Origin of the sequence: Glycomyces sp. NPDC048151 (assembly GCF_043202775.1) — a bacterium.
In the GTDB taxonomy this organism is placed as follows: Bacteria; Actinomycetota; Actinomycetes; order Mycobacteriales; family Micromonosporaceae; genus Glycomyces.
Genome location: NZ_JBIDBB010000007.1, coordinates 175,085 through 199,905, shown reverse-complemented (window position 1 = coordinate 199,905; position 24,821 = coordinate 175,085). Strand labels below are relative to the sequence as shown.

22 protein-coding genes are annotated in these 24,821 nt (G+C 69.8%); 6 read left to right on the top strand and 16 right to left on the bottom strand.

Annotated features, from left to right (window positions below; translation table 11 throughout):
- The first annotated feature begins 349 nt into the window (after positions 1-349).
- Both ACGGCP_RS18365 and ACGGCP_RS18360 read left to right on the top strand, forming a co-directional pair.
- Complete coding sequence (locus tag ACGGCP_RS18365) at positions 350-2,143, top strand: 2-oxoacid:acceptor oxidoreductase subunit alpha (protein ID WP_392968037.1); 1,794 nt, start codon at positions 350-352, stop codon at positions 2,141-2,143.
- Complete coding sequence (locus ACGGCP_RS18360) at positions 2,136-3,155, top strand: 2-oxoacid:ferredoxin oxidoreductase subunit beta (protein ID WP_392967618.1); 1,020 nt, start codon at positions 2,136-2,138, stop codon at positions 3,153-3,155. Before ACGGCP_RS18365 ends, ACGGCP_RS18360 begins: the two co-directional genes overlap by 8 nt.
- Before the next feature lie 61 nt (positions 3,156-3,216).
- Here ACGGCP_RS18360 and ACGGCP_RS18355 read toward each other — a convergent pair whose 3' ends face one another.
- Positions 3,217-4,125, bottom strand: coding sequence for an IclR family transcriptional regulator (locus tag ACGGCP_RS18355; protein WP_392967616.1), 909 nt, complete (start codon positions 4,123-4,125; stop codon positions 3,217-3,219).
- Positions 4,126-4,590: 465 nt separating this feature from the next.
- Between ACGGCP_RS18355 and ACGGCP_RS18350 the strand changes: the two genes are divergently transcribed.
- Together ACGGCP_RS18350 and ACGGCP_RS18345 are read left to right on the top strand one after the other, a co-directional pair.
- Entirely contained in the window at positions 4,591-5,757 is a 1,167-nt protein-coding gene (locus ACGGCP_RS18350; RefSeq protein ID WP_392967614.1) for an MFS transporter, read from the top strand.
- Between the two features lie 80 nt (positions 5,758-5,837).
- Positions 5,838-6,830, top strand: a complete 993-nt coding sequence (locus ACGGCP_RS18345) for a polyprenyl synthetase family protein (RefSeq protein WP_392967612.1) — start codon at positions 5,838-5,840, stop codon at positions 6,828-6,830.
- Here the strand turns inward: ACGGCP_RS18345 and ACGGCP_RS18340 are convergent.
- Genes ACGGCP_RS18340 through ACGGCP_RS18325 form a run of 4 tightly spaced genes read right to left on the bottom strand, consistent with a single transcriptional unit; the run spans position 6,827 to position 9,631 of the window.
- Positions 6,827-7,231 (bottom strand): type II toxin-antitoxin system VapC family toxin, encoded by a 405-nt coding sequence (locus ACGGCP_RS18340; protein WP_392967610.1) that lies wholly within the window; start codon positions 7,229-7,231, stop codon positions 6,827-6,829. The two genes, ACGGCP_RS18345 and ACGGCP_RS18340, sit on opposite strands and share 4 nt — an antisense overlap.
- On the bottom strand, positions 7,224-7,499 hold the full coding sequence (locus ACGGCP_RS18335) for a type II toxin-antitoxin system Phd/YefM family antitoxin (protein ID WP_392967608.1): 276 nt from the start codon (positions 7,497-7,499) through the stop codon (positions 7,224-7,226). Before ACGGCP_RS18335 ends, ACGGCP_RS18340 begins: the two co-directional genes overlap by 8 nt.
- Before the next feature lie 37 nt (positions 7,500-7,536).
- Complete coding sequence (locus tag ACGGCP_RS18330) at positions 7,537-8,127, bottom strand: TetR/AcrR family transcriptional regulator (protein WP_392967606.1); 591 nt, start codon at positions 8,125-8,127, stop codon at positions 7,537-7,539.
- A complete protein-coding gene (locus ACGGCP_RS18325; protein WP_392967604.1) occupies positions 8,105-9,631 on the bottom strand; it encodes a DHA2 family efflux MFS transporter permease subunit in 1,527 nt (508 codons plus the stop codon). Before ACGGCP_RS18325 ends, ACGGCP_RS18330 begins: the two co-directional genes overlap by 23 nt.
- A 281-nt stretch (positions 9,632-9,912) precedes the next feature.
- Here ACGGCP_RS18325 and ACGGCP_RS18320 point away from each other — a divergent pair, with 281 nt between their 5' ends.
- The gene (locus ACGGCP_RS18320; RefSeq protein ID WP_392967602.1) at positions 9,913-10,458 is read left to right on the top strand and encodes a hypothetical protein; all 546 of its coding nucleotides are present in this window, start codon (positions 9,913-9,915) and stop codon (positions 10,456-10,458) included.
- 55 nt (positions 10,459-10,513) lie between these two features.
- Here the strand turns inward: ACGGCP_RS18320 and ACGGCP_RS18315 are convergent, their stop codons facing one another.
- On the bottom strand, positions 10,514-11,425 hold the full coding sequence (locus ACGGCP_RS18315; RefSeq protein WP_392967601.1) for a peptidase inhibitor family I36 protein: 912 nt from the start codon (positions 11,423-11,425) through the stop codon (positions 10,514-10,516).
- A 114-nt stretch (positions 11,426-11,539) separates the two neighbouring features.
- Positions 11,540-12,127 carry a TetR family transcriptional regulator gene (locus ACGGCP_RS18310; RefSeq protein WP_392967599.1) on the bottom strand — a complete coding sequence of 196 codons (588 nt, stop codon included), beginning with the start codon at positions 12,125-12,127 and terminating at the stop codon, positions 11,540-11,542.
- Between the two features lie 88 nt (positions 12,128-12,215).
- On the opposite strand from ACGGCP_RS18310, the gene ACGGCP_RS18305 reads away from it, so the two are divergent.
- Positions 12,216-12,929: a hypothetical protein gene (locus ACGGCP_RS18305; RefSeq protein ID WP_392967597.1), complete on the top strand. Its 714-nt coding sequence runs from the start codon at positions 12,216-12,218 to the stop codon at positions 12,927-12,929.
- Positions 12,930-13,157: 228 nt separating this feature from the next.
- Here ACGGCP_RS18305 and nuoN read toward each other — a convergent pair whose 3' ends face one another.
- Genes nuoN through nuoF form a run of 9 tightly spaced genes read right to left on the bottom strand, consistent with a single transcriptional unit; the run spans position 13,158 to position 24,776 of the window.
- On the bottom strand, positions 13,158-14,711 hold the full coding sequence (gene nuoN, locus ACGGCP_RS18300; protein ID WP_392967595.1) for an NADH-quinone oxidoreductase subunit NuoN: 1,554 nt from the start codon (positions 14,709-14,711) through the stop codon (positions 13,158-13,160).
- Positions 14,704-16,248 (bottom strand): NADH-quinone oxidoreductase subunit M, encoded by a 1,545-nt coding sequence (locus ACGGCP_RS18295; protein WP_392967593.1) that lies wholly within the window; start codon positions 16,246-16,248, stop codon positions 14,704-14,706. The genes nuoN and ACGGCP_RS18295 overlap by 8 nt, the downstream gene beginning before the upstream one ends.
- Positions 16,245-18,146: an NADH-quinone oxidoreductase subunit L gene (nuoL, locus tag ACGGCP_RS18290; RefSeq protein WP_392967591.1), complete on the bottom strand. Its 1,902-nt coding sequence runs from the start codon at positions 18,144-18,146 to the stop codon at positions 16,245-16,247. Before nuoL ends, ACGGCP_RS18295 begins: the two co-directional genes overlap by 4 nt.
- 10 nt (positions 18,147-18,156) lie before the next feature.
- The gene (gene nuoK, locus ACGGCP_RS18285) at positions 18,157-18,456 is read right to left on the bottom strand and encodes an NADH-quinone oxidoreductase subunit NuoK (protein ID WP_392967589.1); all 300 of its coding nucleotides are present in this window, start codon (positions 18,454-18,456) and stop codon (positions 18,157-18,159) included.
- On the bottom strand, positions 18,456-19,232 hold the full coding sequence (locus ACGGCP_RS18280) for an NADH-quinone oxidoreductase subunit J (RefSeq protein ID WP_392967587.1): 777 nt from the start codon (positions 19,230-19,232) through the stop codon (positions 18,456-18,458). Before ACGGCP_RS18280 ends, nuoK begins: the two co-directional genes overlap by 1 nt.
- The gene (gene nuoI / locus ACGGCP_RS18275) at positions 19,229-19,795 is read right to left on the bottom strand and encodes an NADH-quinone oxidoreductase subunit NuoI (RefSeq protein WP_392967585.1); all 567 of its coding nucleotides are present in this window, start codon (positions 19,793-19,795) and stop codon (positions 19,229-19,231) included. The genes ACGGCP_RS18280 and nuoI overlap by 4 nt, the downstream gene beginning before the upstream one ends.
- A complete protein-coding gene (nuoH, locus tag ACGGCP_RS18270) occupies positions 19,796-21,079 on the bottom strand; it encodes an NADH-quinone oxidoreductase subunit NuoH (protein ID WP_392967583.1) in 1,284 nt (427 codons plus the stop codon). It abuts the gene before it with no gap.
- On the bottom strand, positions 21,079-23,523 hold the full coding sequence (locus ACGGCP_RS18265; protein ID WP_392967581.1) for an NADH-quinone oxidoreductase subunit G: 2,445 nt from the start codon (positions 23,521-23,523) through the stop codon (positions 21,079-21,081). Before ACGGCP_RS18265 ends, nuoH begins: the two co-directional genes overlap by 1 nt.
- Before the next feature lie 2 nt (positions 23,524-23,525).
- Positions 23,526-24,776 (bottom strand): NADH-quinone oxidoreductase subunit NuoF, encoded by a 1,251-nt coding sequence (gene nuoF, locus ACGGCP_RS18260; protein ID WP_392968035.1) that lies wholly within the window; start codon positions 24,774-24,776, stop codon positions 23,526-23,528.
- Between the last annotated feature and the right edge of the window lie 45 nt (positions 24,777-24,821).

The following is a 24,821-nucleotide window of genomic DNA, read 5'->3' as shown; positions in this document are numbered from 1 at the left end:
TCGCCGCACCCCGCCGCCGTCCAGTATCCGGGACGGAAGCGCGCTGCAGATCAGGCCTCGGAGAAGCCGAAACGAGAGGTCCAGGTCACTGCGGGCCCGTCTTCGTCTCAGCATGTGAGCCATATCGCGGAAAGTGGTGTCGCCTACATCGCGCCCGGGTCGCAGGGTTGGCATCGCGACGTGACTCCCGCGTAGCATCGCAAGTAGCAGACACGGCGGAGCCCCGCTCCCCCGACCGAAACGCCGCAGTCCTTGCGTGCCCCAGAACCCGCATGAGGAGAACTAGGTGAATACCGTCCGGCAGCTCGACCGGGTCGTCATCCGCTTCGCAGGGGACTCCGGCGACGGGATGCAGCTCACGGGTGACCGCTTCACTGCGGAGACCGCAAAGCTCGGCAACGACTTGTCGACCCTCCCGAACTACCCCGCCGAGATCCGGGCGCCCGCCGGAACGCTCCCGGGCGTGTCGAGCTTCCAGATCCACTTCGCGGACACCGACATCCTCACCCCGGGCGACCAGCCCGAGGTGCTCATCGCGATGAACCCGGCGGCGCTCAAGGCGAACCTGCGCGACCTCAAGGCGGGCGGCACCATCGTCGTCAACACCGACGAGTTCACCAAGCGCAACCTCACCAAGGTCGGCTACGACGCGAACCCGCTCGAGGACGGCACGCTCGAGGACTACCAGGTCCACGCCGTCGCCCTCGCGACCCTCACCATCGAGGCGCTGAAGGACTTCGACGTCTCGAAGAAGGACGCCGAGCGCTCGAAGAACATGTTCGCGCTCGGCCTCGTCTCGTGGATGTACTCGCGCCCGATCGAGGCCAGCGAGGAGTTCCTGCGCGGCAAGTTCAAGTCCAAGCCCGCCATCGCGGAGGCGAACATCGCCGCGCTCAAGGCCGGGTGGAACTACGGCGACACCACCGAGGCGTTCGCCGTGCGCTTCGAGATCCCGCCGGCCAAGCTCAACTCCGGGACCTACCGGAACATCACCGGCAACCAGGCCCTGGCCTGGGGCATCACCGCCGCCGGCGTGGCGTCGGGCCTGCCGGTGTTCCTCGGCGCGTACCCGATCACCCCGGCCAGCGACATCCTGCACGAGCTGTCGAAGCACAAGCGCTTCGGCGTCACCACCGTGCAGGCCGAAGACGAGATCGCGGCCGTCGGCGCGGCCCTCGGCGCCTCCTGGGGCGGGGCGCTCGGCGTCACCACCTCCTCGGGCCCGGGCATCGCGCTCAAGTCCGAGACCATCTCGCTCGCCGTCTCGCTGGAGCTGCCGCTCCTCGTCGTCGACGTGCAGCGCGCCGGACCCTCGACGGGCCTGCCGACCAAGACCGAGCAGGCCGACCTCGTGATGGCCATGTTCGGCCGCCACGGCGAGGCCCCGATCGCGGTCCTCGCGCCGCAGTCCCCTTCGGACTGCTTCGACATCATGATCGACGCCGCGCGCATCGCGCTCGCCTACCGGACCCCGGTCATGGTCCTCTCGGACGGGTACATCGCCAACGGCGCCGAGCCGTGGCGCCTGCCCGAGACCGCCGCGCTGCCCGACATCTCCGTCGCGTTCGCGACCGAGCCGAACGGCACCGACAAGGCCGGCGAGCCGGTCTTCCTGCCCTACCAGCGCGACCCGGAGACGCTCGCGCGCCCGTGGGCCGTGCCCGGCACGCCCGGCCTGCAGCACCGCATCGGCGGCATCGAGAAGGCCGACAAGACCGGCGACATCTCGTACGACCCGGCCAACCACGACTTCATGGTGCGCACCCGCGCGGCGAAGATCGCCGGGATCGACGTGCCCGACCTCGAGCTGGACGACCCGAACGGCGACGCCGACGTGCTCGTCCTCGGGTGGGGCTCGACGTGGGGCCCGATCGGCGCGGCCGTGCGCGGCCTGCGCGAGAAGGGCGTCCCGGTCGCCCGCGCGCACCTGCGCCACCTCAACCCGATGCCGAAGAACACCGCCGAGGTCCTCGCGCGCTACGACCGCGTCGTCGTCCCCGAGATGAACCTCGGGCAGCTCACCATGCTGCTGCGCGCGAACTTCCCGGGCACCGAAGTGGTCCCCTACAACCAGGTGCGCGGCCTGCCGTTCACCTCCAACGAACTCCAGGACGCCATCGAGGAGGTCATCAAGAATGGCTGACGTCAAGCTCGACGCCCCCAAGCTGAAGGCCAAGGACTTCAAGTCGAGCCAGGAGGTGCGCTGGTGCCCCGGCTGCGGCGACTACGCCATCCTCGCCGCCGTCCAGTCGTTCCTGCCCGAGCTGGGCCTCGAACGCGAGAAGATCGCGTTCATCTCCGGCATCGGCTGCTCCTCGCGGTTCCCGTACTACCTCAACACGTACGGCCTGCACTCGATCCACGGCCGCGCCCCGGCCATCGCCACGGGCCTGGCGACCTCCCGCCCCGACCTGTCGGTGTGGGTCGTCACCGGCGACGGCGACGCGCTGTCGATCGGCGGCAACCACCTCATCCACGCGCTGCGCCGCAACGTGAACCTGAAGATCCTGCTGTTCAACAACCGGATCTACGGCCTCACCAAGGGCCAGTACTCCCCCACCTCCGGGCCGGGCACGCTCACCAAGTCGAGCCCGATGGGCTCGGTCGACGCGCCGTTCAACCCGCTGTCGCTCGCGCTGGGCTCCGAGGCCACGTTCGTGGCCCGCACGCTCGACTCCGACCGCGCGCACCTGCACGAGGTGCTGCGGGCCGCCGCCGAGCACGAGGGCTCCGCGTTCGTCGAGATCTACCAGAACTGCCCGATCTTCAACGACGGCGCGTTCGAGGTCCTGAAGAACCCCGACACCCGCGACGAGTCCATCATCCGGCTCCAGGACGGCGAGCCGATCGCCTTCGGCGACAAGGTCGTCGTGCAGTCCGGTTACGGGCTCCAGGTCAAGGACGCCTCGGAGGTGGACGCCGCCGACGTGGTCGTCCACAAGTCCGACGTGGACGACCCGGCTTACGCGTTCGCGCTGTCGCGCCTGTCGGGCATCGCGCTCGACCACACCCCGATCGGCGTGTTCCGCAGCGTCAAGCGGCCCACGTACGACGCGGGCGTGCGCCAGCAGGTCGACGAGGCCGCCGCCGGAGTCGACCGCAAGGAGGCCCTCGACCGGCTCCTGCACTCGGGCGACACCTGGACCGTGCTCTAAGCAGACTGAACGAGAGCGCCGGCCGGACCTTCGGGCCCGGCCGGCGCTCTCGTCTTGTCGTCTAGAGGAGCGGTTCGAGCTCCAGGGCGGCGACGCGCAGGCGCTGGGTGAGCTCCGGCCACGAAGTGCGGATCTCCTCGAGCGGCAGCGCGACCGCGAAGACGATCCGCTCGGACGGCGTGTCCCCCACGCGCACCACGACTCCGGCGCAGCCGACGCCTTCGCGGAACTGGCCCATCTCGGCGTACACCCCGGACTCGCCGTAGACGGCCAGGTCGTATTCGAGCGCGTCCGGTTCGACGAGGGTGCGCCGCGTGAACGGGCGCATCCCGGCGGACTTGAGGAAGCGGTCGCGCTCGTGCGGCTCGAGCGTGGCCAGGAGGGCCTTGCCGAGCGCGGTCGCGTGCGCGCCGTCGTCGAAGCCGACGATGAGCTCCTCGACGTGCGGGCTGCGGTTCCCTTCGATGACGTCCGTGACGGCCGGGCGGCCCTCCACGAAGCGGGCGATGAAGGTCGAGTAGCCGGTCTCTGTGGACATGCGGCGCATGAACTCGCCGCACGTGCTCGGCCCGGCGATGGCGCGGGTCAGCTCGGAGTAGCGGTCGGAGACCTCGAGGCCGAGCGTGTAGCGGCCGTTCTCGTCGCGGCGCAGGTAGTGCTCGTAGACGAGCGTGCGCAGGAGGTTGTAGGCGGTGGCGCGGTTGAGGCCGCACTCGAACGCGATGCGCGGGGCCGTGACGCCCGCGGGGTGGTTGCCCACGAGCTCCATGATGCGCAGCGCCCGCTGGACGCTCTGGATCATCTTGGTCGGCTCGCTCTGCGCGCTCGGGAAGGCGCTGGCCGCCGATGCCTTGGCGGGCTTGTGGTCCGGCGCCGCGGGCCGGTTCCCGGCCACCCGCTTGCGGGGCGCGCCCTTGTAGTACGGGACGCCGCCTTGCGGTTCGTCCCCTGGTCGCCGCTGCTCCACCATGCCGCCGCTCCAATTTGCACCAGTTGGTCCGACTGGGGTGCCAGGGCGGCACCGGTCGGGCCGGTCGTGTTCTAACTATATAAACAAGGGCCTGTTGCGTCACAGTCACGGAGAGGGCAATATCTAAGTGTCAGCACCGTTCGCGGTCCGGCTCACGCCGGTCGCGGACAACCCGCGGCGGCGGCGTCGAGTCCCCACCAAACTTCCTCGTCGCCGCCGCGGAACATTCGAATAACCGAAACGCGGCGGCTCCCTCCCACCAGGGCCGCCGCGTTTCGTTCGTGCCGTAGGGCTTCGAACGAGGCGCTCCGGTCCGTCGTTAGCGAACGCTGTCGTACAAACGCAACAGTCGCACACGCTGTGTGTCCACGTCAAGACAGATCACGCGAACGAGCGACGCACGTTCACGATTCGGCGTTGTGCGGACGGAACGGGTTATCAGATAAGCGGAGTACGGTTGCCGTCGTGTCCACCTCCGCACCACCTCGCCCCAGAACGTCCACCACCGTCACCGCCGCCATGACCGTCCAGGTCGCCGCCGTCCTCCCGCTCTTCCTCTTCGGCGGCCTCGCCGTGCAGATCGCCGACGAGCTCGGCATGGGCCTCAGCGCGATCGGCTGGATCTCCGGCGCGTACTTCACCGTCACCGCCGCGACCACCGTGCCCTCGGGGCGGCTCGTCGACCGCTTCGGCGCGCTCGTCACCGCCCGGACCGCCATCGGCATGTCCGCCGCCGGGCTCCTCGGCGTCGCCGCCTTCGCGCACGACCCGGTCGTGCTCACCGTGTTCATGGTCCTGTGCGCCCCCGCGAACGGCCTCGGGCAGCTCGCGTCCAACACCGTGCTCAGCGAATGGGCGCCGCACGGCCGCCGCGGCCTCCTCTTCGGCGCCAAGCAGGCCTCGGTGCCGCTGTGCACCATGCTCGGCGGGCTCAGCGTCCCGCTCGTCGCGCTCACGCTCGGGTGGCGCTGGGCGTTCGTCATCGGCGCCGGACTCGTCCTCCTCGCGCTGGTCCCCCTCGCCGGGCTCGGGCGTCCCGCCGTGCGCCCCAAGAACAAGGGCGCGCGGTCCTTCGACACGCAGCTGGGGCTGTTCGCCGTCGCCACGTTCCTCGGCGCGCTCGCCGCGACCCCGATCGGGACCTTCGCGACCACGTTCACCGTCGACATCGGCGGCTCCGAGAGCTACGCCGGGCTCGTCCTCATGATCGGCGGCATCGCGGGCGTCATCGGCCGCACCGGCTTCGGCGCGCTCGCCGACGTGCGCCGCGGCGGCGAGTTCCAGATCATCGCCCTCATGCTCACCGCCGGGGCAGCCGGACTCGCGACGTACCTGTTCGAGCTGCCGTGGCTCCTGCCGATCGGCACCGCCGCCGCGTACGGGCTCGGCTGGGCCTGGCCGGGGCTCATGAACCACGCGGTCGTCCAGCGGTACGCGGACGCCCCGGCGCTGGCGACCTCGGTGACGCAGACCGGGATCTTCCTCGGCGGCGCGGTCGGCCCGATCTGCTTCGGGCTCATCGTTGACCACTACGGCTGGGGCACCGGCTGGACCGCAGCGGTGGCGGCCATGGCGGCGTCCGCCCTGTTCATCGTCGCGGGCAGCACGGTCGGCAAACGCCTCGCGCATTGACGTTCCTCGTTGCGGCGCGCACGACTCCCGGATCCCGTGCCGAACGGTCCGGGGTGCGAACACGATAAGGTGAGGCTGTGGTGACCACCCGACGCGCCCAGACCGCGCTGACCTTCTCCGACGAGGCCTTCGCCGAAGCGATCCGAGCCTCGCTCGATCTCGTCGAGGAACGGCTGCTCAAAGCGGTCGACACCGACCAGCCGCTGCTGCGCCAGTCCGGGTCCCACCTCATCCGCGCCGGCGGGAAGCGCTTCCGCCCGATGCTCACGCTCGCGTGCGCGCACCTGGGCGACCCGAACCGCCCCGGCATCCTCGACGCCGCCGTCGCGCTCGAGCTGACGCACCTGGCGACGCTCTACCACGACGACGTCATGGACGAGGCGCTCGTGCGCCGCGGCGCCCCGAGCGCGAACGCCCGCTGGGACAACTCGGTCGCGATCCTCACCGGCGACTACCTGTTCAGCCAGGCCGCGCAGATGATGGCCGACCTCGGCATCGAGGCCGTGCGCCTCCAGGCGGCCACGTTCGCGCGGCTCGTGCGCGGGCAGATCAACGAGACCATGCCGCAGCCCGAGGGCGCCGACCCCGTCGAGTGGCACCTGGAGATCCTCTCCGAGAAGACCGGCTCGCTCATCGCCACGTGCGCCAAGTTCGGCGCGTGGTTCGCGGGCGCCTCGGAGGCGACCATCGCGACCGCCGAGGAGTTCGGCGAGGTCATCGGCGTGGCGTTCCAGATCGCCGACGACATCATCGACATCGCCTCGGACTCTTCGGGCAAGACCCCCGGCACCGACCTCCTCGAAGGCGTCCCGACCCTCCCGGTCATCTACGCCCTCGGCGGCGACGACCCGTCCGAAACCCGGCTCAGGGAACTCGTCGCGGGCCCGGTCCCCGAGGCGGACCTGCCTGAGGCCCTGGAGCTCCTGCGCGCCTCGAAGGCCCTGGACCAGGCGAAGGCCACGCTCCTGCAGTACCAGGAGCGGGCGCGGACGCTCGCGAAGGCCCTCCCCGAAGGCCCCGCGCAGAAGGCCCTGGTCGACATCTGCGACTACATGATCGAACGCGACGCTTAGACCGCGATGACCCTCACCAAGGATTCAAGCCCTTTGAAGTCGTCCGGATTGCGCGTATAGAGCGGCAGTTCGTGGACCGAGGCGATCGCCGCGATCATCAAGTCCATTCGTCGCGGCTTCGGGGAACGGCCCTGTTCAACCGTCAGCGCAGCGAGAGTGCCGTACCGGCTCGCCGCTTCGCCGTCGTAGGGAAGCGGGTCGAACTCATCGATCGCCGCGTTGAGGACTTCCAGCCGAACGGCGCGCTTACCGACTGTCGGAGCCATGGCGATGCCCTGATGCAGCTCTGTCAGCGTGATCGCAGTGAGCTCCGGAATCTCCGGGAGCCGGTCGGCCGTGAGTCGCTTCAGATCGATCACAACGCAGGTGTCAAGGACCCCGCGGGGTTCGACTTCAGGCACCGGCTCGCTCCCACGGGTCGTCGTCTCCAAGGCGATCCTCGCCGAAGAACTCGTCGGCTTCGGCGCGCATCTCCGCGTAGTCGATGCTCGGCAGTCTCCGATGACGCTCGATCAATTCGGCGGAGGTGAGCTTGTGGCGGCGGCTGCGCGGGCGCACCTCGGCGACTTCGACTCCGTTGCGGGTGATGATGAAGCTCCGGCCATGTTCGACCGCATCCATGATCGCGGCGGAGTTGTTCCGAAACTCGCGCTGCGTGATTGTCTCCATACTCTGACTGTAGCATTATGAGACACACTGCGCTACATCAGAGCGGGGCGCCTGCTTCGAGGTGGGTGAGGCAGCGGTTCATCGTCGCTTCGAGGTCGTGCTTGGTGCCCTCGGTGGCGGCCCAGGCGCTGATCGCGACGGTCCAGGAGGTGACGACGAGGGCCGTGAAGTGGCGGACCTCGAGCTCTTCGGGTGAGCGGCCGGTGCGGGCGGCGACCATGCGGGCGAGCAGTTCCTCCGTCGCGGCCGTCTGCTGGACCTGCTTGGCGCGCAGGGCGGGGACGGCGAAGATCATGCGGACCCGGCGGCGGACCCGGGTGATGTCCGCTTCGGTGAACTCGGCGAAGAGGGTCGCGAGGACCGCCCGGAGGGCGGTGAGCGGCGGGTCGTCCTGCGACTGGCTCTCGAAGACGTTGACGATGAGCGGGTCGTACTCGTCCTGGACGACCACGTCCTCCTTCGTCGGGAAGTAGCGGTAGAAGGTCGAGGGGGAGACCCCTGCGGCCGCGGCGATCTGCTCGATCGTCGTCGCTTCATAGCCTTGCTCGTCGAAGAGCCGCAGGGCCTCCTCCTGCAACCGGTGCAGGGTCTCGATCTTCTTGCGCTCACGCAGCCCGGGAGGGTTCATGCTGCGATTGTGCCTCTTCGGCGCCCGGGCGTTTCGGGAACCTCGGGCCCGCCGCGCACGCGACGACGACCGCGAGGACCGCGCAGACCAGGAACACCGCGCCCATGCCGTCGGTGAACGCCGCGAACGCGGTGCTCGCGGTCTCCGGTGAGCCGAGCGCGTCAGCGACGGCGGCCGCGCCCGCGACGGAGTCCTCTGCAGCGGTCGCGGCCTCGGAAGGGAGCGGCGGGAGGTCGAGTTCGGCCCGGTAGACGCTGGAGGCGACCGACCCGAACACGGCCACGCCGATCGCGCCGCCGGTCTGGCGCAGGGTCTGCATGAGCGCGGAGCCGATCGCGGCGCGGTCGGCCGGGAGCGATGCGAGGACCGCGTCCGTGGCGGGGACGAGCGACATGCCGAAGCCCGCGCCGAGGACGGCGAGCCAGGTCGCGACGAGTCCGAAGCCGGTGCCCGGGTCGGTGGCCGTGGCGAGGGCGCACCCGGCGGCGGAGAGCGCGAGGCCCGCGATGACGGTGAACCGGTACCCGAAGCGGGCGGCGAGGCGTTCGGCGCCGAGGCCGCCGACCATGAGCCCGCCGATCATCGGCAGCAGCCGCAGGCCCGTGCCGAACGCGGAGTGGCCCTCGACGATCTGCAGGTACTGCGGCACGAGGAACAGCGCGCCCATCATGAGCATCGACGCTGCCGTGGCGATCATGGAGCCCCAGAGGAAGGCGCGGTCGCGGAAGAGCCCGAGGTCGACCATCGGCGACGCCGACCGGGCCTGCGAGACGACGAAGCCGGTGATGAGGGCGAGCCCGCCGATGCCGCCGACAAGCGTCGCGGTCGAGAGCCACCCGTCCACGGGCGCCTCGATGACGCCGTAGACGAGCGCGGCCAGGCCGACCACGGCCGCGAGCGTCGCCAACGGCTGCAGCTTCGGCGCGTTGCGGTCGGTGGACTCCGGGAGCAGGAACGCGATGGCGAAGAACCCGATCACGATGAGCGGCAGGTTGATGAGGAAGACCGAGCCCCACCAGTAGTGCTCCAGGAGCCAGCCTCCCAGGAGCGGGCCGAGCGGGAGCCCGATCGCCATGCCCGCGGTGAGCAGGGCGACCGCCCGGGTGCGTTCGGCGCCGCTGAACATGCTGGGCACGACCGCGATCGAGACGGGCATGACCACGGCCGCGCCGACGCCCATGAGGGCGCGGGCGGCGACGAGCACGCCGACCGAGTCGGCGATCGTGGCGAGGCCGCAGGCGACGCCGAAGATCGCGAGCCCGGCGAGGAGGACCTTCTTGCGGCCGAGCCGGTCGCCGAGCAGTCCCGCGGGGAGCAGCAGGGCGGCCAGCGCGACGATGAAGGCGTCGACGATCCACTGGAGGTCGGCCGTCGAGGCGTCGAGGTCGACGGCGAGGGTCGGGAGGGCGACGTTGAGGATCGTGACGTCGAGGCCGACGACGAGCAGGCCGAACAGGAGCGAGAGGAGGGCCCACCAGCGACGGCGGGCGGATACGGGTGCCATGGCGCCTCAATTCGGGAAGTTACTGTCATTTGACAGTAGCTATCAGAATTTTGGCTGTCAAGGTTCCCGAACTGTGTCCGGATTGTTCGTGTTCTGGATCGCACCGGGTCCCTGGCGGTGGCCGGGGTTCGCTATCGTTCAAAGGTCGCTTTCCCCAGGAAGCGGCGCCCCCGCCGCGGCGAAGCTTGCGAGCCGCGCATGAGCTCAGCCGATCCGGCGTGGATCTCGCCGATCCGCCGGTCGATCCTTCGGCGCACTGCTGCCGCCGAGAAGGGAGCGCAGTGCGACCCCGACACCACGGGCCCTCTGCCAAGCCGAAGTCCGTCCTCGCCGCGCAAGGCGTCATCTGGATCCAGTTCGCGGCGATCGTGCTGCTCTACTCGATCGGCGTGCGGTTCCTCTTCGACGCGACCCGGTCGTCCTCCAGCCACGACACGATGCTCGACGTGATCGGCTCGATCGACCTCGAGCGCCTGGCCACGATCCTCCTGAGCGTCGCCGTCACGGTCTCGATGCCGTTCATCGCCACCCGCCTGGGCCGCCGCCGCGCGCACGCGGTCAAGGCCGCGTGGTGGGCGCTCGCGATCGTCCCGGGCGCGATGTTCCTGTGGATCCTCGGCCGCGCGTACTTCGCGACGTTCCCGGACGAGGCCCCCTTCTTCGTGAGCGCCGCCGCCATGCTGGTGGTGTGCGGCTCCTTCCCGACCGCGACGCTGCTCCTCCTGCGCTCCAAGGCCTCCAAGGCCTGGTTCGCCGCCGAGGAGCTGTTCGAGGAGATCGACCGCGAGCTCGCCGAGACCGGGGAGCTGGAGACGGTCAAGGCCTAGCAGGCAGACGAAAAGCCGCGGAGGGGATCGCCCTCCGCGGCTTTCGCTTTATGCGCTAACCGAACTGGCAGCAGATGTTGTAGCCGCGGGCCGTCCAGAAGCTGGACGGGTTGGGGTTGGACAGGGTCGGGTCGCCGACGCTCGGGGCGGCGGCGGTCTGGCGGCCGTTGCGCATCTCGACGTGCGTGTGCGCGCCGCCGGAGGAGCTGACGCCGCGCCAGTCCTCGACGCCGATCTGCTCGCCGACGGAGATGGTCGCCCCGACGCCTTGGGACGGGTTCAGGTGCAGGTAGACGACGGTCTTGTCGAGGCTCGAGTTGTAGACGGCGAGGGTCGAGAGGCCGCCGGAGCCCCGGGCGCCCTCGGTCATGCGGACGACGGTGCCGGAGACGGGCGCGTAGACCGCGGCGCCGACGGCGTGCGCGATGTCGACGCCCTCGTGGCGTCCGGAGGTGGTGGTGTAGCCGTCGAAGTAGGCGGTGATGTTCGCCGAGGACGAGTGGTAGACGGCGTACTCGAGGTTGTCGGAGGCGGTGCCGCTGACGCCGACGAGGTGCCCGGCGTTCTGGTTCTTCAGGTAGGCGCGGAGGTTCGCGTCGGCGCCGGGGCTGAAGTTGTCGATCGGGCCGGAGTAGCCGCTGTTGTAGAAGACGGTGACGTAGCGCCCGGTCAGGTTCTTGGCCGAGGCGGCGTTGTTCTTGACGCACTGGCCTTGGCCCGCACCGGCGCTGATGAACTTGTAGCAGCCGGTGCTGGGGGTGTAGTTGCTGATGGACCCCGCGAAGTCGCTGAGGGACCCGGAGGTGTCGCTGTTGTAGTAGAGGCAGAACTCGCCGGTCTCGCACACGCCGTTGCGGGGCGTCGCGGCCTGCGCGGGTGCGACCAGGGCGAGCGCCGTCACCGCGCCCGTCAGGGCCGCGGCGATCAGGGCGAGCAGCGCGCGCCGCTTCGTTCGGATCCATCTCATGACTGCTCCTAGGGGAGGAAGGGAAGTCGATCGAATCCAGTCCAGAATGTGGCACGAATCTCCATGAGTCAAGCGTCAGATGAAGAAATTCTTCGTTGACTCGGAGCGCCGGGGCTATGTCGCGGGGGTGGCGAGGGCGGTTGCGGCGCTTCGCAGGGCGTCCCGGGGGGCGGCCGCGGCGGGGGCGTCGGCGTGCATCATGCGGGCCATCTGGGGGACGGCGTACCACCACCCGGCGAGGGCGAGGACGAGGAAGGCGAGGTCGGCGGGGGCGAGGGCGTCGCTGATGCGGCGCTCGCGCTGGGCGCGGGCGAAGACGGCGACCTTGGCGCGGTAGTAGTCGGTGCGGGCCTCCTCGTCGGGGACCTCGGGGAGGTTCGCGAGGCCCTCCCACAGGAGCAGCCGGGTGAGCGCGGGGTGCTGGGAGTGGTAGTCGAAGACGTCGGCCGCGTAGGCGCCGACCGCTTCGGGCCCTTCGAGTCCGGTGAGGGGGACGGCGGCGGCGACCTTGTTGAGCTCGTCGGCGAGGACGGTGGCGAACAGCTGGGACTTGTCGCCGAAGTAGCTGTAGAGGCGCTCCTTGTTGACCCCGGCGCGGCGGGCGACGCGCTCCATCGTGGTGCCGCCGGGACCGTGCTCGGCGAACTCCGCGACGGCGGCTTCCTTGAGCTTGCGCTTGGTCTCAGCGGTGTTCCAGGCCATCCGGGAATCATATCCAACGGTTGCGTTGAAATCCATCGCCGCTGTGCCTATACTCAATTCCAACGTTTCCGTTGGAAGGAGCAGACCGATGGGCCGCATAGCCACCGCCGTCGCGGCGGGCGCCGTCCTTGTCACCGTCGGCACCGCAGCGGCGGTCTACGCCGCCAATGACACCGAACCCGAACCCGACCTGCCGGAGCCGGACATGCAGACAGCACAGGAGATGGAGGCCGCCGCGCTGGAAGGCACCGGCCTGGAGATCCCGGACGGCTGGGAGATCGTCGACGTGCGTACCGAGCACCACGACGAGCGCGCGGTCACCGTGATCCGCCACCAGCCCGGGGAGTACCGCCTCGGCGGCCCGCACGCCACCGTGGTGCTCGACCAGGAGGGCACCGTCCTCGGTTTCACCAGGCTCGCAACCGAAGGCGCCGGGGCGGCGCTGCTCGACGCGGAGGAGGCCGAGAAGCGGGCGTTCGACTTCCTGCACACCGTCGCGCCCGACTACCTCGCCGGGCTCTCGGTGAACTTCGTGCAGCAGCACGACGAGACGGTCACGGCCGACGACGGGACCGAAGTCGAGATCTCGGGCATGAAGGTCAAGATGCACCACGAAGGAGGCCTGTACGCGTGGGTCATCGTCGGCCCCGACGGGGGCGTGCTGACCTACGAGCGCGACATCGCGTGGGACTCCAGCGAAGGCCGCCGGGGCACGCACATGTGGCTCCACGACTCGTGGATCGCGGCCTATGAGGGCACCGGGCCGCAGCCCGCCGCGCCGTACGCGGTCGCGGAGCCCTAGGGGGTGCCTGGTGATTCCGGGCGAGGCTGCATCCGAGTCCGTTTGTTCGCTCGCAAGGCGGAAGGCCCTCCGAATACCGGTGTTGTATTCGGAGGGCCGACAACGCAGCGAGCGGGCGAACGGGCCGGATGCAGACCGTTCGGGATCACCAGGCACCCCCTAAAGACCTGCCAGGGGGTAGGAAAAGGCCGCGGGGAGCATCGCTCCCCGCGGCCCCTTTTGTGCGCCTTAGGTGTTCAGGAACGTACTGGCCTGGTCGACGATGTCGAGGAGGAAGCCGGGCACGACGCCGAGGAGGATCGTGGCGGCCACGCCCGCGGCGACCACGGTGCCCGCCATCGGGCTCGGCAGGTTCACGGTGGGGGCGTCCGGCGCGGGCTCGTTGAGCCACAGCAGGACGACCACCTTCAGGTAAGGGAACGCCAGGATCGCCGAGGAGACGACGCCGACGATCACGAGCCCCAGTTCGTCGGCCTGGAGGGCCGCGGTGAACAGGCTGAACTTCGCGGTGAAGCCGCTCGTGAACGGCAGGCCCGCCAAGGCGAGCATGAGGATCGTGACGACCACGGCGGTCCCCGGCGAGTTCTTGCCGAGCCCGGCCCAGCGCGCCAGGTGGGTCGCCTCCTCGTCGCCGTCGCGCACCAGCGAGACGACCGCGAACGCCGCGATCACGGTGAAGCCGTACGCGGCCAGGTAGAACATGGTCTGGCCGACCGCCTCGCCGAGGGCGATGACGCCGATGAGGAGGTACCCCGCGTTCGCGATGGAGCTGTACGCCAAGAGCCGCTTGATGTTCCGCTGGGTCACGGCGAAGATCGCGCCGCCGAGCATCGTCGCCACCGCGATCACGGTGAGGATCAGGTGCCAGTCCCACGCCGAGGACGCGAGGCCCACGTTGAACACGCGCAGCAGGCCGCCGAAGGCCGCGACCTTGACGCAGGCCGCCATCAGCGCGGTCACCGGCGTCGGCGCGCCCGTGTAGACGTCAGGCGTCCACATGTGGAACGGGACTGCCGCGGCCTTGAAGAGCATCGCCACCGCGATCATCGCGACGCCGATGTACAGGAACAGGCGCGGCTGGCCCGAGTCGATCCCCGCCTGGTTGATCCCCGCGAGGTCCACGGTCCCGGCGAAGCCGAACAGCATCGCCATGCCGTACACGTAGAACGCCGAGGCGAACGCGCCCAAGAGGAAGTACTTGAGCGCGGCCTCCTGGCTGATGAGGCGGCGGCGCTTCGCGAGGCCGCACAGGAGGTACAGCGGGAGGCTGAGCATCTCCAAGGCGACGAACATGGTGAGCAGGTCGCCCGCGGTCACGAACATCATCATGCCGCCGACCGCGAAGAGCGTCAGCGGGAAGATCTCCGTCGCGCCGTCCTCGCGCCGCTGCGCCCTGTCCGCCGCCGAGTCGGCGACCACGGCGGCCTCGGCCACGAAGTCGCCGCCCTTGGTCGTGCGCCGCTCGGCGAGCAGCAGGACCGCGACGATCGCGAGCATCGCCAGCGTGCCCTGCAGGAACAGGCCGGGGCCGTCCAGGACCACCGAGCCGATGCCGACGCCTTCGAGGGAGAACGCGGTGCCGTTCTTGCCCGCGTTCAGGACCACGGCGACGAACGCGGCGGCCAGCGCCAGGACGGCGAGGCCGACCTGGACGACCAGCCTGCGCGCCTTCGGCACGGTGGCCTCCACGAGCAGGCCGCCGAACGCCGCCACGAACACGATGACCATGGGGGCCAGTCCGGCCCAGTCGATCTCGAGCCCCGCTTGCTGGGCCTCATTCATTGGTGACTCCTTCGGCGGCGGGCAGGTCCTCCGGGGTGCCGGAGATGAAGAGGAGCGTGTTGTCGACGGCCGGCTCGACCGTGTCGATCAGGGGCTGCGGGAAGAACCCGAAGCCGAGGATCGCGATCACCAGCGGCGCGACGAGCGCCTTCTCGCGCAGCGTGAGGTCGCGCTTCATCGCGGGCACCTCGTCGAGCGCCGGGTTCCGGGTGCCCTGCATGGTGCGCTGGTACATCCAGATCACGTACGCGGCGGCGAGGATGATGCCCAAGGTGGCGACGACCGCGACCGGCTCGTTGCCGGTGAAGGCGCCGAACAGGACCAGGAACTCGGAGATGAACGGCGCGGTGCCCGGCAGCGACAGCGACGCGAGGCCGGCGAACAGGAAGATCCCGGCGAGCACCGGCAGGGTCTTGGCGGCCCCGCCGTAGTCGTTGATCTGCGCCGAGCCGCGGCGGATCGCGAGGAAGCCCACGACGATGAACAAGAGGCCCGTGGCGAGCCCGTGGTTGAACATGTAGAGGACCGCACCCGTCGCGGAGGCCTGCGTGAACGCGAAGATCCCGAGGCCGATGAACCCGAAGTGCGCGATCGAGGTGTACGCGACGAGGCGCTTGAGGTCGGTCTGGCCGATCGCGACGAACGCCGCGTAGACCACGCCGATGACGCTCATGCCGATGATCCACGGCGCGAACGTCTGCGTCGCCTCGGGGAACAGCGGGATGCAGTAGCGCAGGATCGCGAACGTCCCGATCTTGTCCATGACGCCGACCAGGAGCGCCGCGACGGCGGCCGGGGCCGCACCGCCCGCGTCCGGGAGCCACGTGTGGAACGGGAAGAACGGGGCCTTGATCGCGAACGCGAGGAAGAAGCCCAGGAACAGCCAGTTCTGCAGCGTCCCCGAGGCCATCGGCTCACTGTCCACAAGGGTCTGCCAGTCGAAGACCCCGCCGTTGTTCACCCACAGGGCGATGACGGCGACGAGCATGAACAGGCCGCCCAGCAGCGAGTACAGGAAGAACTTGACCGCCGCGTACTGCTTCTTCGGGCCGGTGCCGTAGGAGCCGATGAGGAAGTACATCGGGACGAGCATCGCTTCGAAGAAGAAGTAGAAGAGGAGGACGTTGGAGGCCAGGAAGGTCGCCAGCATCGCCGCTTCGAGCGCGAGGATCAGCGCGAAGAACGCCGGTACGGAGCGCTTCACCGCGTCCAGGTCGCGCCAGGCCGCGAGCATCGCGATCGGCGTCAGGCCCGCCGTGAGGATCACCATGAGCAGCGCGATGCCGTCCACGCCCCACGACAGGTTCAGGTCCCAGGCCTCGATCCACGTGTAGGACTCGGTGAACTGGAGCCACGGCGCGTCCGCCGAGTAGTCGAAGCCGAGCGCCACCAGAGCGGCGAGCACGGCGACCACGCCGGAGACGCCGAGGGCGGTCCAGCGGGCCGCGTCGGCGTTCTCGCGCTTGATCGACGCGACGACCACCGCCCCGATCAGGGGCACGGCGACCAGCGCCGACAGCAACGGGAGTTCGTTCATTGGACGACCACCACCATGAGCGCGGCCACCACGATGACAGCGCCGGACAGAATGGACAGGGCATAGGAGCGGACGAAGCCGGTCTGCAGCACGAGCAGGCGGCGCGACGTGCCGCCGATCGCGGCCGACAGGCCGTTCACCGCGCCGTCGACGACGCGGCCGTCCATGGCGACCGAGGCGCTGGCGGCCAGGCGGCTCGGGCGTTCGAACACGCCGCGGTTGACGGCCTCGCCGCCGAGGTCGGCGCGGGCGGCCCGCACCGGCCAGGAGGCGGCGCGCGGCACTTCGTCGGTGCCGCCCCGGAACAGGAGCCAGCCGAGACCCGCGCCGAGGACCACCACGATGGTGGTGGCGATGGTGACCTGCATGTGGGTCAGGTGGCCGTGGACCTCGTGCGGCTCGCCGAAGACGGGCACGAGCCAGTCGGCGACGCCGGTGGCCATGAGGCCGCCCGCGCCGAGCGAGCCGAGGCCGAGCAGCACCAGCGGCACGGTCATGATCGCCGGGGACTCGTGCGGGTGCACGTCGTCGGTCCAGCGCTTGGGGCCGTGGAAGGTGAGCACGAACAGGCGGGTCATGTAGAACGCGGTGAGCGCGGCGCCCAGGAGCGCGGCGCCGCCGACGACCCAGCCCTGCCAGCCTTCGCGGGCGAACGCGGAGGCGATGATCGGGTCCTTGGTCCAGAAGCCGGAGAACGGGAACAGGCCGATGATGGCCAGCCATCCGGCGGCGAACGTCGCGTACGTGAGCGGCATCTTCCGCCAGAGGCCGCCGAAGCGGCGGATGTCGGTCTGGTCGTTCATGGCGTGCATGACCGAGCCGGAGCCGAGGAACAGCCCGGCTTTGAAGAAGCCGTGCGCGAGCAGGTGGATGATGCCGAGCGCGAACGCGCCGCCGCCGAGGCCGACCGCGAGGAACATGTAGCCGATCTGGGAGACCGTGGACCAGGCGAGGACCCGCTTGATGTCGTCCTTCGCGCAGCCCACGACCGCTCCGAAGAGGAGGGTGAGCGCGCCGACGACGACGACGGCGGTCTGCACGTCGGCGTTGAGGCTGAAGATGACGTGCGAGCGGGCGATCAAGTACACGCCCGCGGTGACCATGGTGGCCGCGTGGATGAGCGCCGACACCGGGGTCGGGCCCTCCATGGCGTCCGGGAGCCAGGTCTGGAACGGGAACTGACCGGACTTGCCGCAGGCGGCCGCCAGGAGCAGCAGCCCGATCGCGAGGCTCGTCTCCGTGGAGAGGGACTCGGCCCCGTTGAAGACGCCCGCGAAGTCGACGGTGCCGAGCGCGCCGATCATGGTGAACATGGCGAGCAGGAAGCCGACGTCGGCGACGCGGTTGGTCAGGAACGCCTTCTTGCCCGCCGTGGCGGCGGCGGGCTTCATCTGCCAGAACGAGATGAGGAGGTAGGAGGCGAGACCCACGCCCTCCCAGCCGATGAAGGTCATGAAGTAGTTGCCGCCGAGGACGAGCACGAGCATCGCGGCGGCGAACAGGTTGAAGTAGGCGAAGAACTTCCGGCGTCCTTCGTCGTGCGACATGTAGCCGACGGCGTAGACGTGGATGAGGAAGCCGACGCCGGTGATGAGCAGGCAGAAGACCGCGCTCAGCGGGTCGAACAGGAGGTTCGCCTCGACTTCGAGGTCACCGACCGAGAGGATCGTGAACAGGTCGAGGTTCGCGCTCTTGTTCTCAAGGCCCGCAAGGGAGCTGAACATGGCGAGGGCGAGCGCGAAGGCGCCGCCGATGGTGGCGACGCCGAGCCAGTGGCCCCACTTGTCGGTGCGGCGGCCTCCGAGGAGGAGGACCGCGGCGCCGATCGCGGGCAGGGCGATGAGCAGCCACGCCAGCGAGAGGAGCCCTTCGGCCGGTGCGTACGAGATGTCGTCCACTGTGTCCCCTCTAGGCCTTCAGCAGGTTGGCGTCGTCGACGGAGGCGGAGCGCCGGGACCGGTAGATCGCCATGATGATCGCCAGGCCGACGACGACCTCGGCGGCGGCCACGGCCATCACGAAGAACGCCATCACCTGCCCGTCGATGTTGCCGCTCGTGCGGGCGAACGTGACCAGCGTCAGGTTCCCGGCGTTGAGCATGAGCTCCACGCACATGAACACGACGATCGAGTTGCGGCGCACCAGGACGCCGACCGCGCCGATCGTGAACAGCGCGGCGGCCAGGATCAGGTAGTACTCGGGGCCCATCAGTCCCGCCCTTCCGTGTGCTTCGGGGCCGCCTCGGCGGCCGTGAGCTGGCGCGGCGGGACATACTCCGACAGCGACGCGGGCTCGACCGAGCCGTCGGGCCGCAGCGCGGGCGTCGCGGTCGAGTCGGAGGTCGCGAACACGCCGGGGCCGGGCTTGGGGCCCGGGTAGTTCCCGGGGGCGAACCGCTCGCGGCTGTGCTCCTTCTGCCCGCGGTGGCCGCCCTTCTTGGCGACGTGCGCGAACATGAGGGCGCCGACGGCGGCGACGGTGAGCGCGCCCGCCATGACCTCGAACGGGAACAGGTACGTCGAGAACAGCGCCTCGGCGATCGCCTCGACGTTCGACTGCTCGCCGGTGGCCCAGCGCGGGTCGGCCGCCATGGTCATGCCCGAGACCGCGCGCGCGAGGCCTGAGGACAGGAGCGCCGCCAGGCCGATGCCGAGCAGCACCGCGAACAGGCGCTGCCCCCGCAGCGTCTCGAACATCGAGTCCTTCGAGTCGCGCCCGAACAGCATGAGCACGAACAGGAACAGCATCATGATCGCGCCCGTGTAGACCATGATCTGCACGAACCCGAGGAACGGGGCGGCCTGCATGATGTAGAAGACCGCCAGGCACAGCATGGTGATCGCGAGCATCAGCGCCGCGTGGATCGCCGAGCGCGCCAGCACGAGGCCCATGGCCCCGCCGAGCGCGATCGGCGCGAGGATCCAGAAGAAGACCGACTCGCCCATCGAGGCGTTCTGCGCGACGGTCTGCGCGAGGTCGATCACTGCTCACCCCTCCGGTTCTGCGCGAGCATCTCCGTGAGCGAGAACTCCGCGCCCTCGCTCGCGCCGGGGTTCTGCGGACCGGACGCGTAGTACGCCTTCTCGCTGTCGCCCAGGCGCATCGGGTGCGGCGGCTGCTCCATGCCCTCGATGAGCGGGGCGAGCAGCTCCTCCTTCGTGAAGATGAGGTCCCGGCGGTCGTCGCGGGCCAGCTCGTACTCGTTGCTCATCGTGAGCGAACGGGTCGGGCAGGCCTCGATGCACAGGCCGCAGAAGATGCAGCGCGCGTAGTTGATCTGGTAGGTCTTGGCGTACCGCTCGCCGGGCGAGAACCGCTCGGCCTCGGTGTTCTCCGCGCCCTCGACGTAGATCGCGTCGGCCGGGCAGGCCCACGCGCACAGCTCGCAGCCGATGCACTTCTCCAGCCCGTCGGGGTGGCGGTTGAGCACGTGGCGGCCGTGGTACCGCGGCTCGAGCTTCGAAGGCTCCTCCGGGTAGTCCACGGTGACCTTCGGCTTGAACATGTGCGAGAAGGTGACGCCGAAGCCCTTCGCGAAACCGGACATCTACTCCTCCTCTCCCTTAGAAGTCTTTGCGGGTTCGAGCTCGGTGAGCGAACGGGGGCTCGGCGGGACCACCAGGTCCAGCGGCGGGACGGGGAACCCGCCCAGGCCCGTGTCCGCCTCAGCGGGCTCTTCGTACTGCTTCCGGTTGGGCCAGAAGAAGATCAGGGCCATCACGACGATCGCCGCACCGCCCGCGAACGCGATCCGGGTCGGCAGCTCGTTCTCGGTGTCCAGGCCGATGTTCATGGCCGCCAGGACCATGAGCCACACGAGGGAGACCGGGACGAGGACCTTCCAGCCCAGGCGCATGAACTGGTCGTAGCGCAGACGCGGCAGCGTGCCGCGCAGCCACACGTAGAAGAACAGGAACGCCAGGACCTTCCCGAAGAACCACACCAGCGGCATGAAGCCCTCGTTCGCTCCCGGCCACCACGAGGCGGGGAACGGCGCGGCCCAGCCGCCCAGGAACAGCGTCACGCACAGGGCCGACATCGTCACCATGTTGACGTACTCGGCCAGGAAGAACGACGCGTACTTCAAGCTGGAGTACTCGGTCGCGAAGCCCGCCACCAGCTCCGACTCCGCCTCAGGCAGGTCGAATGGGGCGCGGTTCGTCTCGCCGACCATCGAGATCACGAAGATCACGAAGCTCGGCGCGAGGATCAGGAAGTACCAGCCCGGCAGCGTGATCTCCGTGCCGCCGAAGTTCATCGGCAGGCCCTGCGCCTGCGCCTCCACGATCGCGCCCGTCGACATCAGCTGCGACTGGAAGAACACCGTCAGCACCGCCAGGCCCAGCGCGATCTCGTACGAGATCACCTGCGCCGCAGCGCGCAGCGCGCCCAGCAGCGAATACGTCGAACCGGAGGACCAGCCCGCCAGCACGATGCCGTACACGCCGACCGCCGAGCACGCCAGGATCAGGAGCACGCTCACCTCGAAGTCGGTGAGCTGCAGCTCCGTCTCCAGGCCGAAGACGTTCACCTCGGGCCCGAACGGGATCACCGCGAACGCCGTGAACGCGCACGCCACCGCGATGACCGGGGCCGCGATGAACACGACCTTGTCAGCGGTGCGCGGCATCACGTCCTCTTTGAACGCGAGCTTCAGGCCGTCCGCGAGCGACTGCAGCAGACCGAAGGGCCCGTTGCGGTTCGGCCCCGGCCGCACCTGCATGATCGCCACCACGCGCCGCTCGTACCAGATCGTGAACAGCACCAGGAGCACCAGCACCACGAAGACGAGCACGCCCTTGACGAGCATGAGCCAGATCGGATCGTTCATCACTTGACCGCCTCTACAGATTCGGCCTCAGCGGCCGGGCGAGGGACGTTCGGGTAGGCGCGGATCTGGACCACGTCGCCGGAGCCGGCGCCCAGGTGGCGGTAGATCCCGCGACCGGGCGCGTTCTGCGGCAGCCACACCACGCCCTCGGGCATGTCGGTCACCCGCAGCGGCAGCGTGATCCCGCCGATCGAGGTCGCCACGGTCACACCGTTGCCCTCGCTCGCGCCGATCGCCTTCGCCGTCGCCGCGCTGAGCCGCACCACCGGGTCCGGCGCGCAGCCCGCCAGATGCGGGTTGTTCTCCTGCATGGAACCGCCGTCGAGCAGCTGACGCCACGTCGCCAGGACCGCCTTGCCGTCCTCGTGCACATGGGCGGGCTTGTCCGAGGCCCAGTCCGGGGCGGGCTGGCGCGTGATCGGATCCGGGAGCCCAGCGAGCTCCGCACGGACCGTGCGGGTCTCGGCGGTCCCGAGCTCGACGCCCATCGCCGCCGCCAGGGTGTCCAGCACCGCGTGGTCCGACATGAGATCCGAAGGGATCACCGTGTCGAACGTCCGCAGGCGCCCCTCCCAGTCGAAGTACGCGCCGGGCTTGCCCGTCACGGGGGCCACCGGCAGGATCACGTCCGCCACGCGCGTCACCGCGGAGTGCCGGATCTCAAGGGAGACCACGAAACGCGACGCGTACAGCGCCGCCTCCACCGCCGGTCCGTCCGCGAAGTCGTACGGGTCCACGCCGCCGATGAGCAGCGCGTCCAGCTCGCCGTCCGCGGCGGCCTGCAGGATGTCCCACGCGCCGCGACCGTCGTTGCCCGGCAGGGACTCCACGCCCCAGTACTCGGCCAGCTGCTCCCGGTCCGCCGCATAGGAGGCGAGACCGCCGCCCGGCAGCAGACCCGGAAGGCACCCGGACTCCACCGCGCCGCGGTCGCCCGCGCGCCGGGGGATCCACGCCAGCCGCGCGCCCGTGGCCTTCGCCAAACGGACCGCCGCCGAGAACGCGCCCTCCACCGTCGCGAGCCGCTCGCCGAGGAGCACGACCGCGCCCGCTTCGCTGAGCGCGTCGCGCACGAAACCGCCGCGCCTCCAGCCGTCGAGGAGTTCGGCCTCCTCGCCCGGCAGGGCCTCGATCAGGTTCGCGTTCAGCTTCGCCGTGCCGCGCGTCGCGAACGGCGCGACCACGTGCACGCGCTGGCCGCGCTGGCGCACCGCCTTGCGCAGGCGCAGGAACGCGATCGGGCATTCCTCTTCGACTTCGAGGCCGACGGTGACGACCACGGGGGCCTTCTCCAGGTCCTCGTAGGTGACCGCGCCGCTGGAGGGGAAGACCCCGGCCACGGCGTGCGCCAGGAACTCCGACTCCTCAGTGGAGTGCGGGCGGGAGCGGAAGTCGATGTCGTTGGTGCCGAGGGCGACCCGCGCGAACTTCGCGTACGCGTAGGAGTCCTCGACGGTGAGCCGCCCGCCCGGCAGGACGCCGACGCGGCCCGCGGCCTCCTTGAGACCGGCCGCCGCGCGGCGCAGGGCCTCGGGCCAGGACGCCTCGCGCAGCGACCCGTCCTCGTCGCGGACCAGCGGCTTCGTGATGCGGTCGGCCGCCTCGATGTAGGAGGAGCCCCAGCGGCCCTTGTCGCAGTTCCACTCCTCGTTCACCGCCGGGTCCTCCCCCGCGAGGCGGCGGAGCACCTTGCCGCGGCGGTGGTCCGAGCGCTGCGAGCAGCCCGCCGAGCAGTGCTCGCACACGCTGGGCGTCGACACGAGGTCGAAAGGCCTTGAGCGGAACCGGTACTGCGTGCCGGTGAGCGCGCCGACCGGGCAGATCTGGACGGTGTTGCCCGAGAAGTACGACTCGAACGGCTCGTCCTCGTACACGCCCACCTGCTCGAGCGCGGAGCGCTCCATGAGCTCGATGAACGGGTCGCCCGCGACCTGGTCGGAGAAGCGGGTGCAGCGCGCGCACAGCACGCAGCGCTCGCGGTCGAGCAGCACCTGCGAGGAGATCGGCAGCGCCTTCTTGTAGCGGCGCTTGTCCTTCGGCTCCATGCGCGTCTCGGTGCGGCCGGTGCTCATGGCCTGGTTCTGCAGCGGGCACTCGCCGCCCTTGTCGCAGACCGGGCAGTCCAGGGGGTGGTTGATCAGGAGGAACTCCATGATCCCCTCCTGGGCCTCCTTGGCGACCTCGCTGGTGTGCTGGGTCTTGACGACCATGCCCTCCATGGCGGTGGTCGTGCAGGACGCGGCGGGCTTGGGCATGCCGCGCCCGTTGCCCATGTCGGGGACGTCCACGAGGCACTGGCGGCAGGCCCCGGCGGGCTCCAGCAGCGGGTGGTCGCAGAAGCGGGGGATCTCGATGCCCAGCTGCTCGGCGGCGCGGATGATCAAGGTGCCCTTGGGGACCGTGACCTCGACGCCGTCGATGGTGAAGGTGACTTGATCGGTCATGTCTAGTGGGCTCCGATCTTCTCGGCATCGAAGAGGGGGGTCTTGTGCCCTTCGATGTAGTCGAGGTAGTCCTGCCGGAAGTACTTCAGCGACGAGGTGACACAGGAGGTCGCGCCGTCGCCGAGGCCGCAGAAGGAGCGGCCCAGGAGGTTCTTGCACGCGCTCTCGAGGAGCTTGAGGTCGCCGAGGGAGCCCTGGCCGGAGAGGATGCGCTCGTAGACGCGCACCATCCAGTAGTTGCCCTCGCGGCACGGCGTGCACTTGCCGCAGGATTCGTGCTGGTAGAACTTCAGCCAGCGCCAGCAGGAGACCACCGGGCAGTCCTGGTCGGAGAAGATCATGACCGCGGTGGTGCCGAGGATCGAGCCGGCCTTGGCGACGTTGTCGAAGTCGAGCGGGACGTCGATCGAGTCGGCCGCGAGCATCGGGGTCGAGGAGCCGCCGGGGGTGAAGAACTTGAGCTCGTGCCCGTCCTCCATGCCTCCGGCGAGCTCGATGAGCTCGCGGAGCGTGGTGCCCAGCGAGCACTCGTACTGGCCGGGGCGCTTGACGCGGCCCGACAGCGAGTAGATCATCGTGCCCGCGGCGTTCTCGGAGCCGAGGTCCTTCCACCACTGGGCGCCGCCGAGCACGATGTGCGGGACGGCGGCGATGGAGCCGACGTTGTTGATGCAGGTGGGCTTGTTGTAGAGCCCGTGCGTGGCGGGGAACGGCGGGCGCAGGCGCGGCTGGCCGCGCTTGCCCTCCAGGGAGTCCAGGAGGGCGGTCTCCTCGCCGCAGATGTAGGCGCCTGCGCCGGAGTGGATCACGACTTCGAGGTCGAACCCGGAGCCGAGGATGTCCTTGCCGAGGTACCCGGCCTCCTTCGCTTCGCGGACGGCGTTGCGCAGCCGCCGGGCGGCGTGGATGGCCTCGCCGCGGACGTAGACGAACGCGCGGGAGGCCTTGATGGCGTAGGAGGCGATGACGATGCCCTCGATGAGCGAGTGCGGGTCGTTCATCATGAGCGGCAGGTCCTTGCAGGTGCCCGGCTCGCCTTCGTCGGCGTTGACGACCAGGTAGTGGTCCTGGCCGTCGTCGGGCACGAACTGCCACTTCATGCCGACGGGGAACCCGGCGCCGCCGCGTCCGCGGTGGCCGGAGTCCTTCATGAAGGAGATGAGGTCGCCCTCGGAGTACTTGAGGGCCTTGCGGAGCGCCTTGTAGCCATCGAGCTGCTCGTAGACGTCGAGCTTCCACGCGCCCGGGGACATCCAGCGCTTGGTGACGACGGGCTTGAGCTTGTTGAGGGCGTCCTC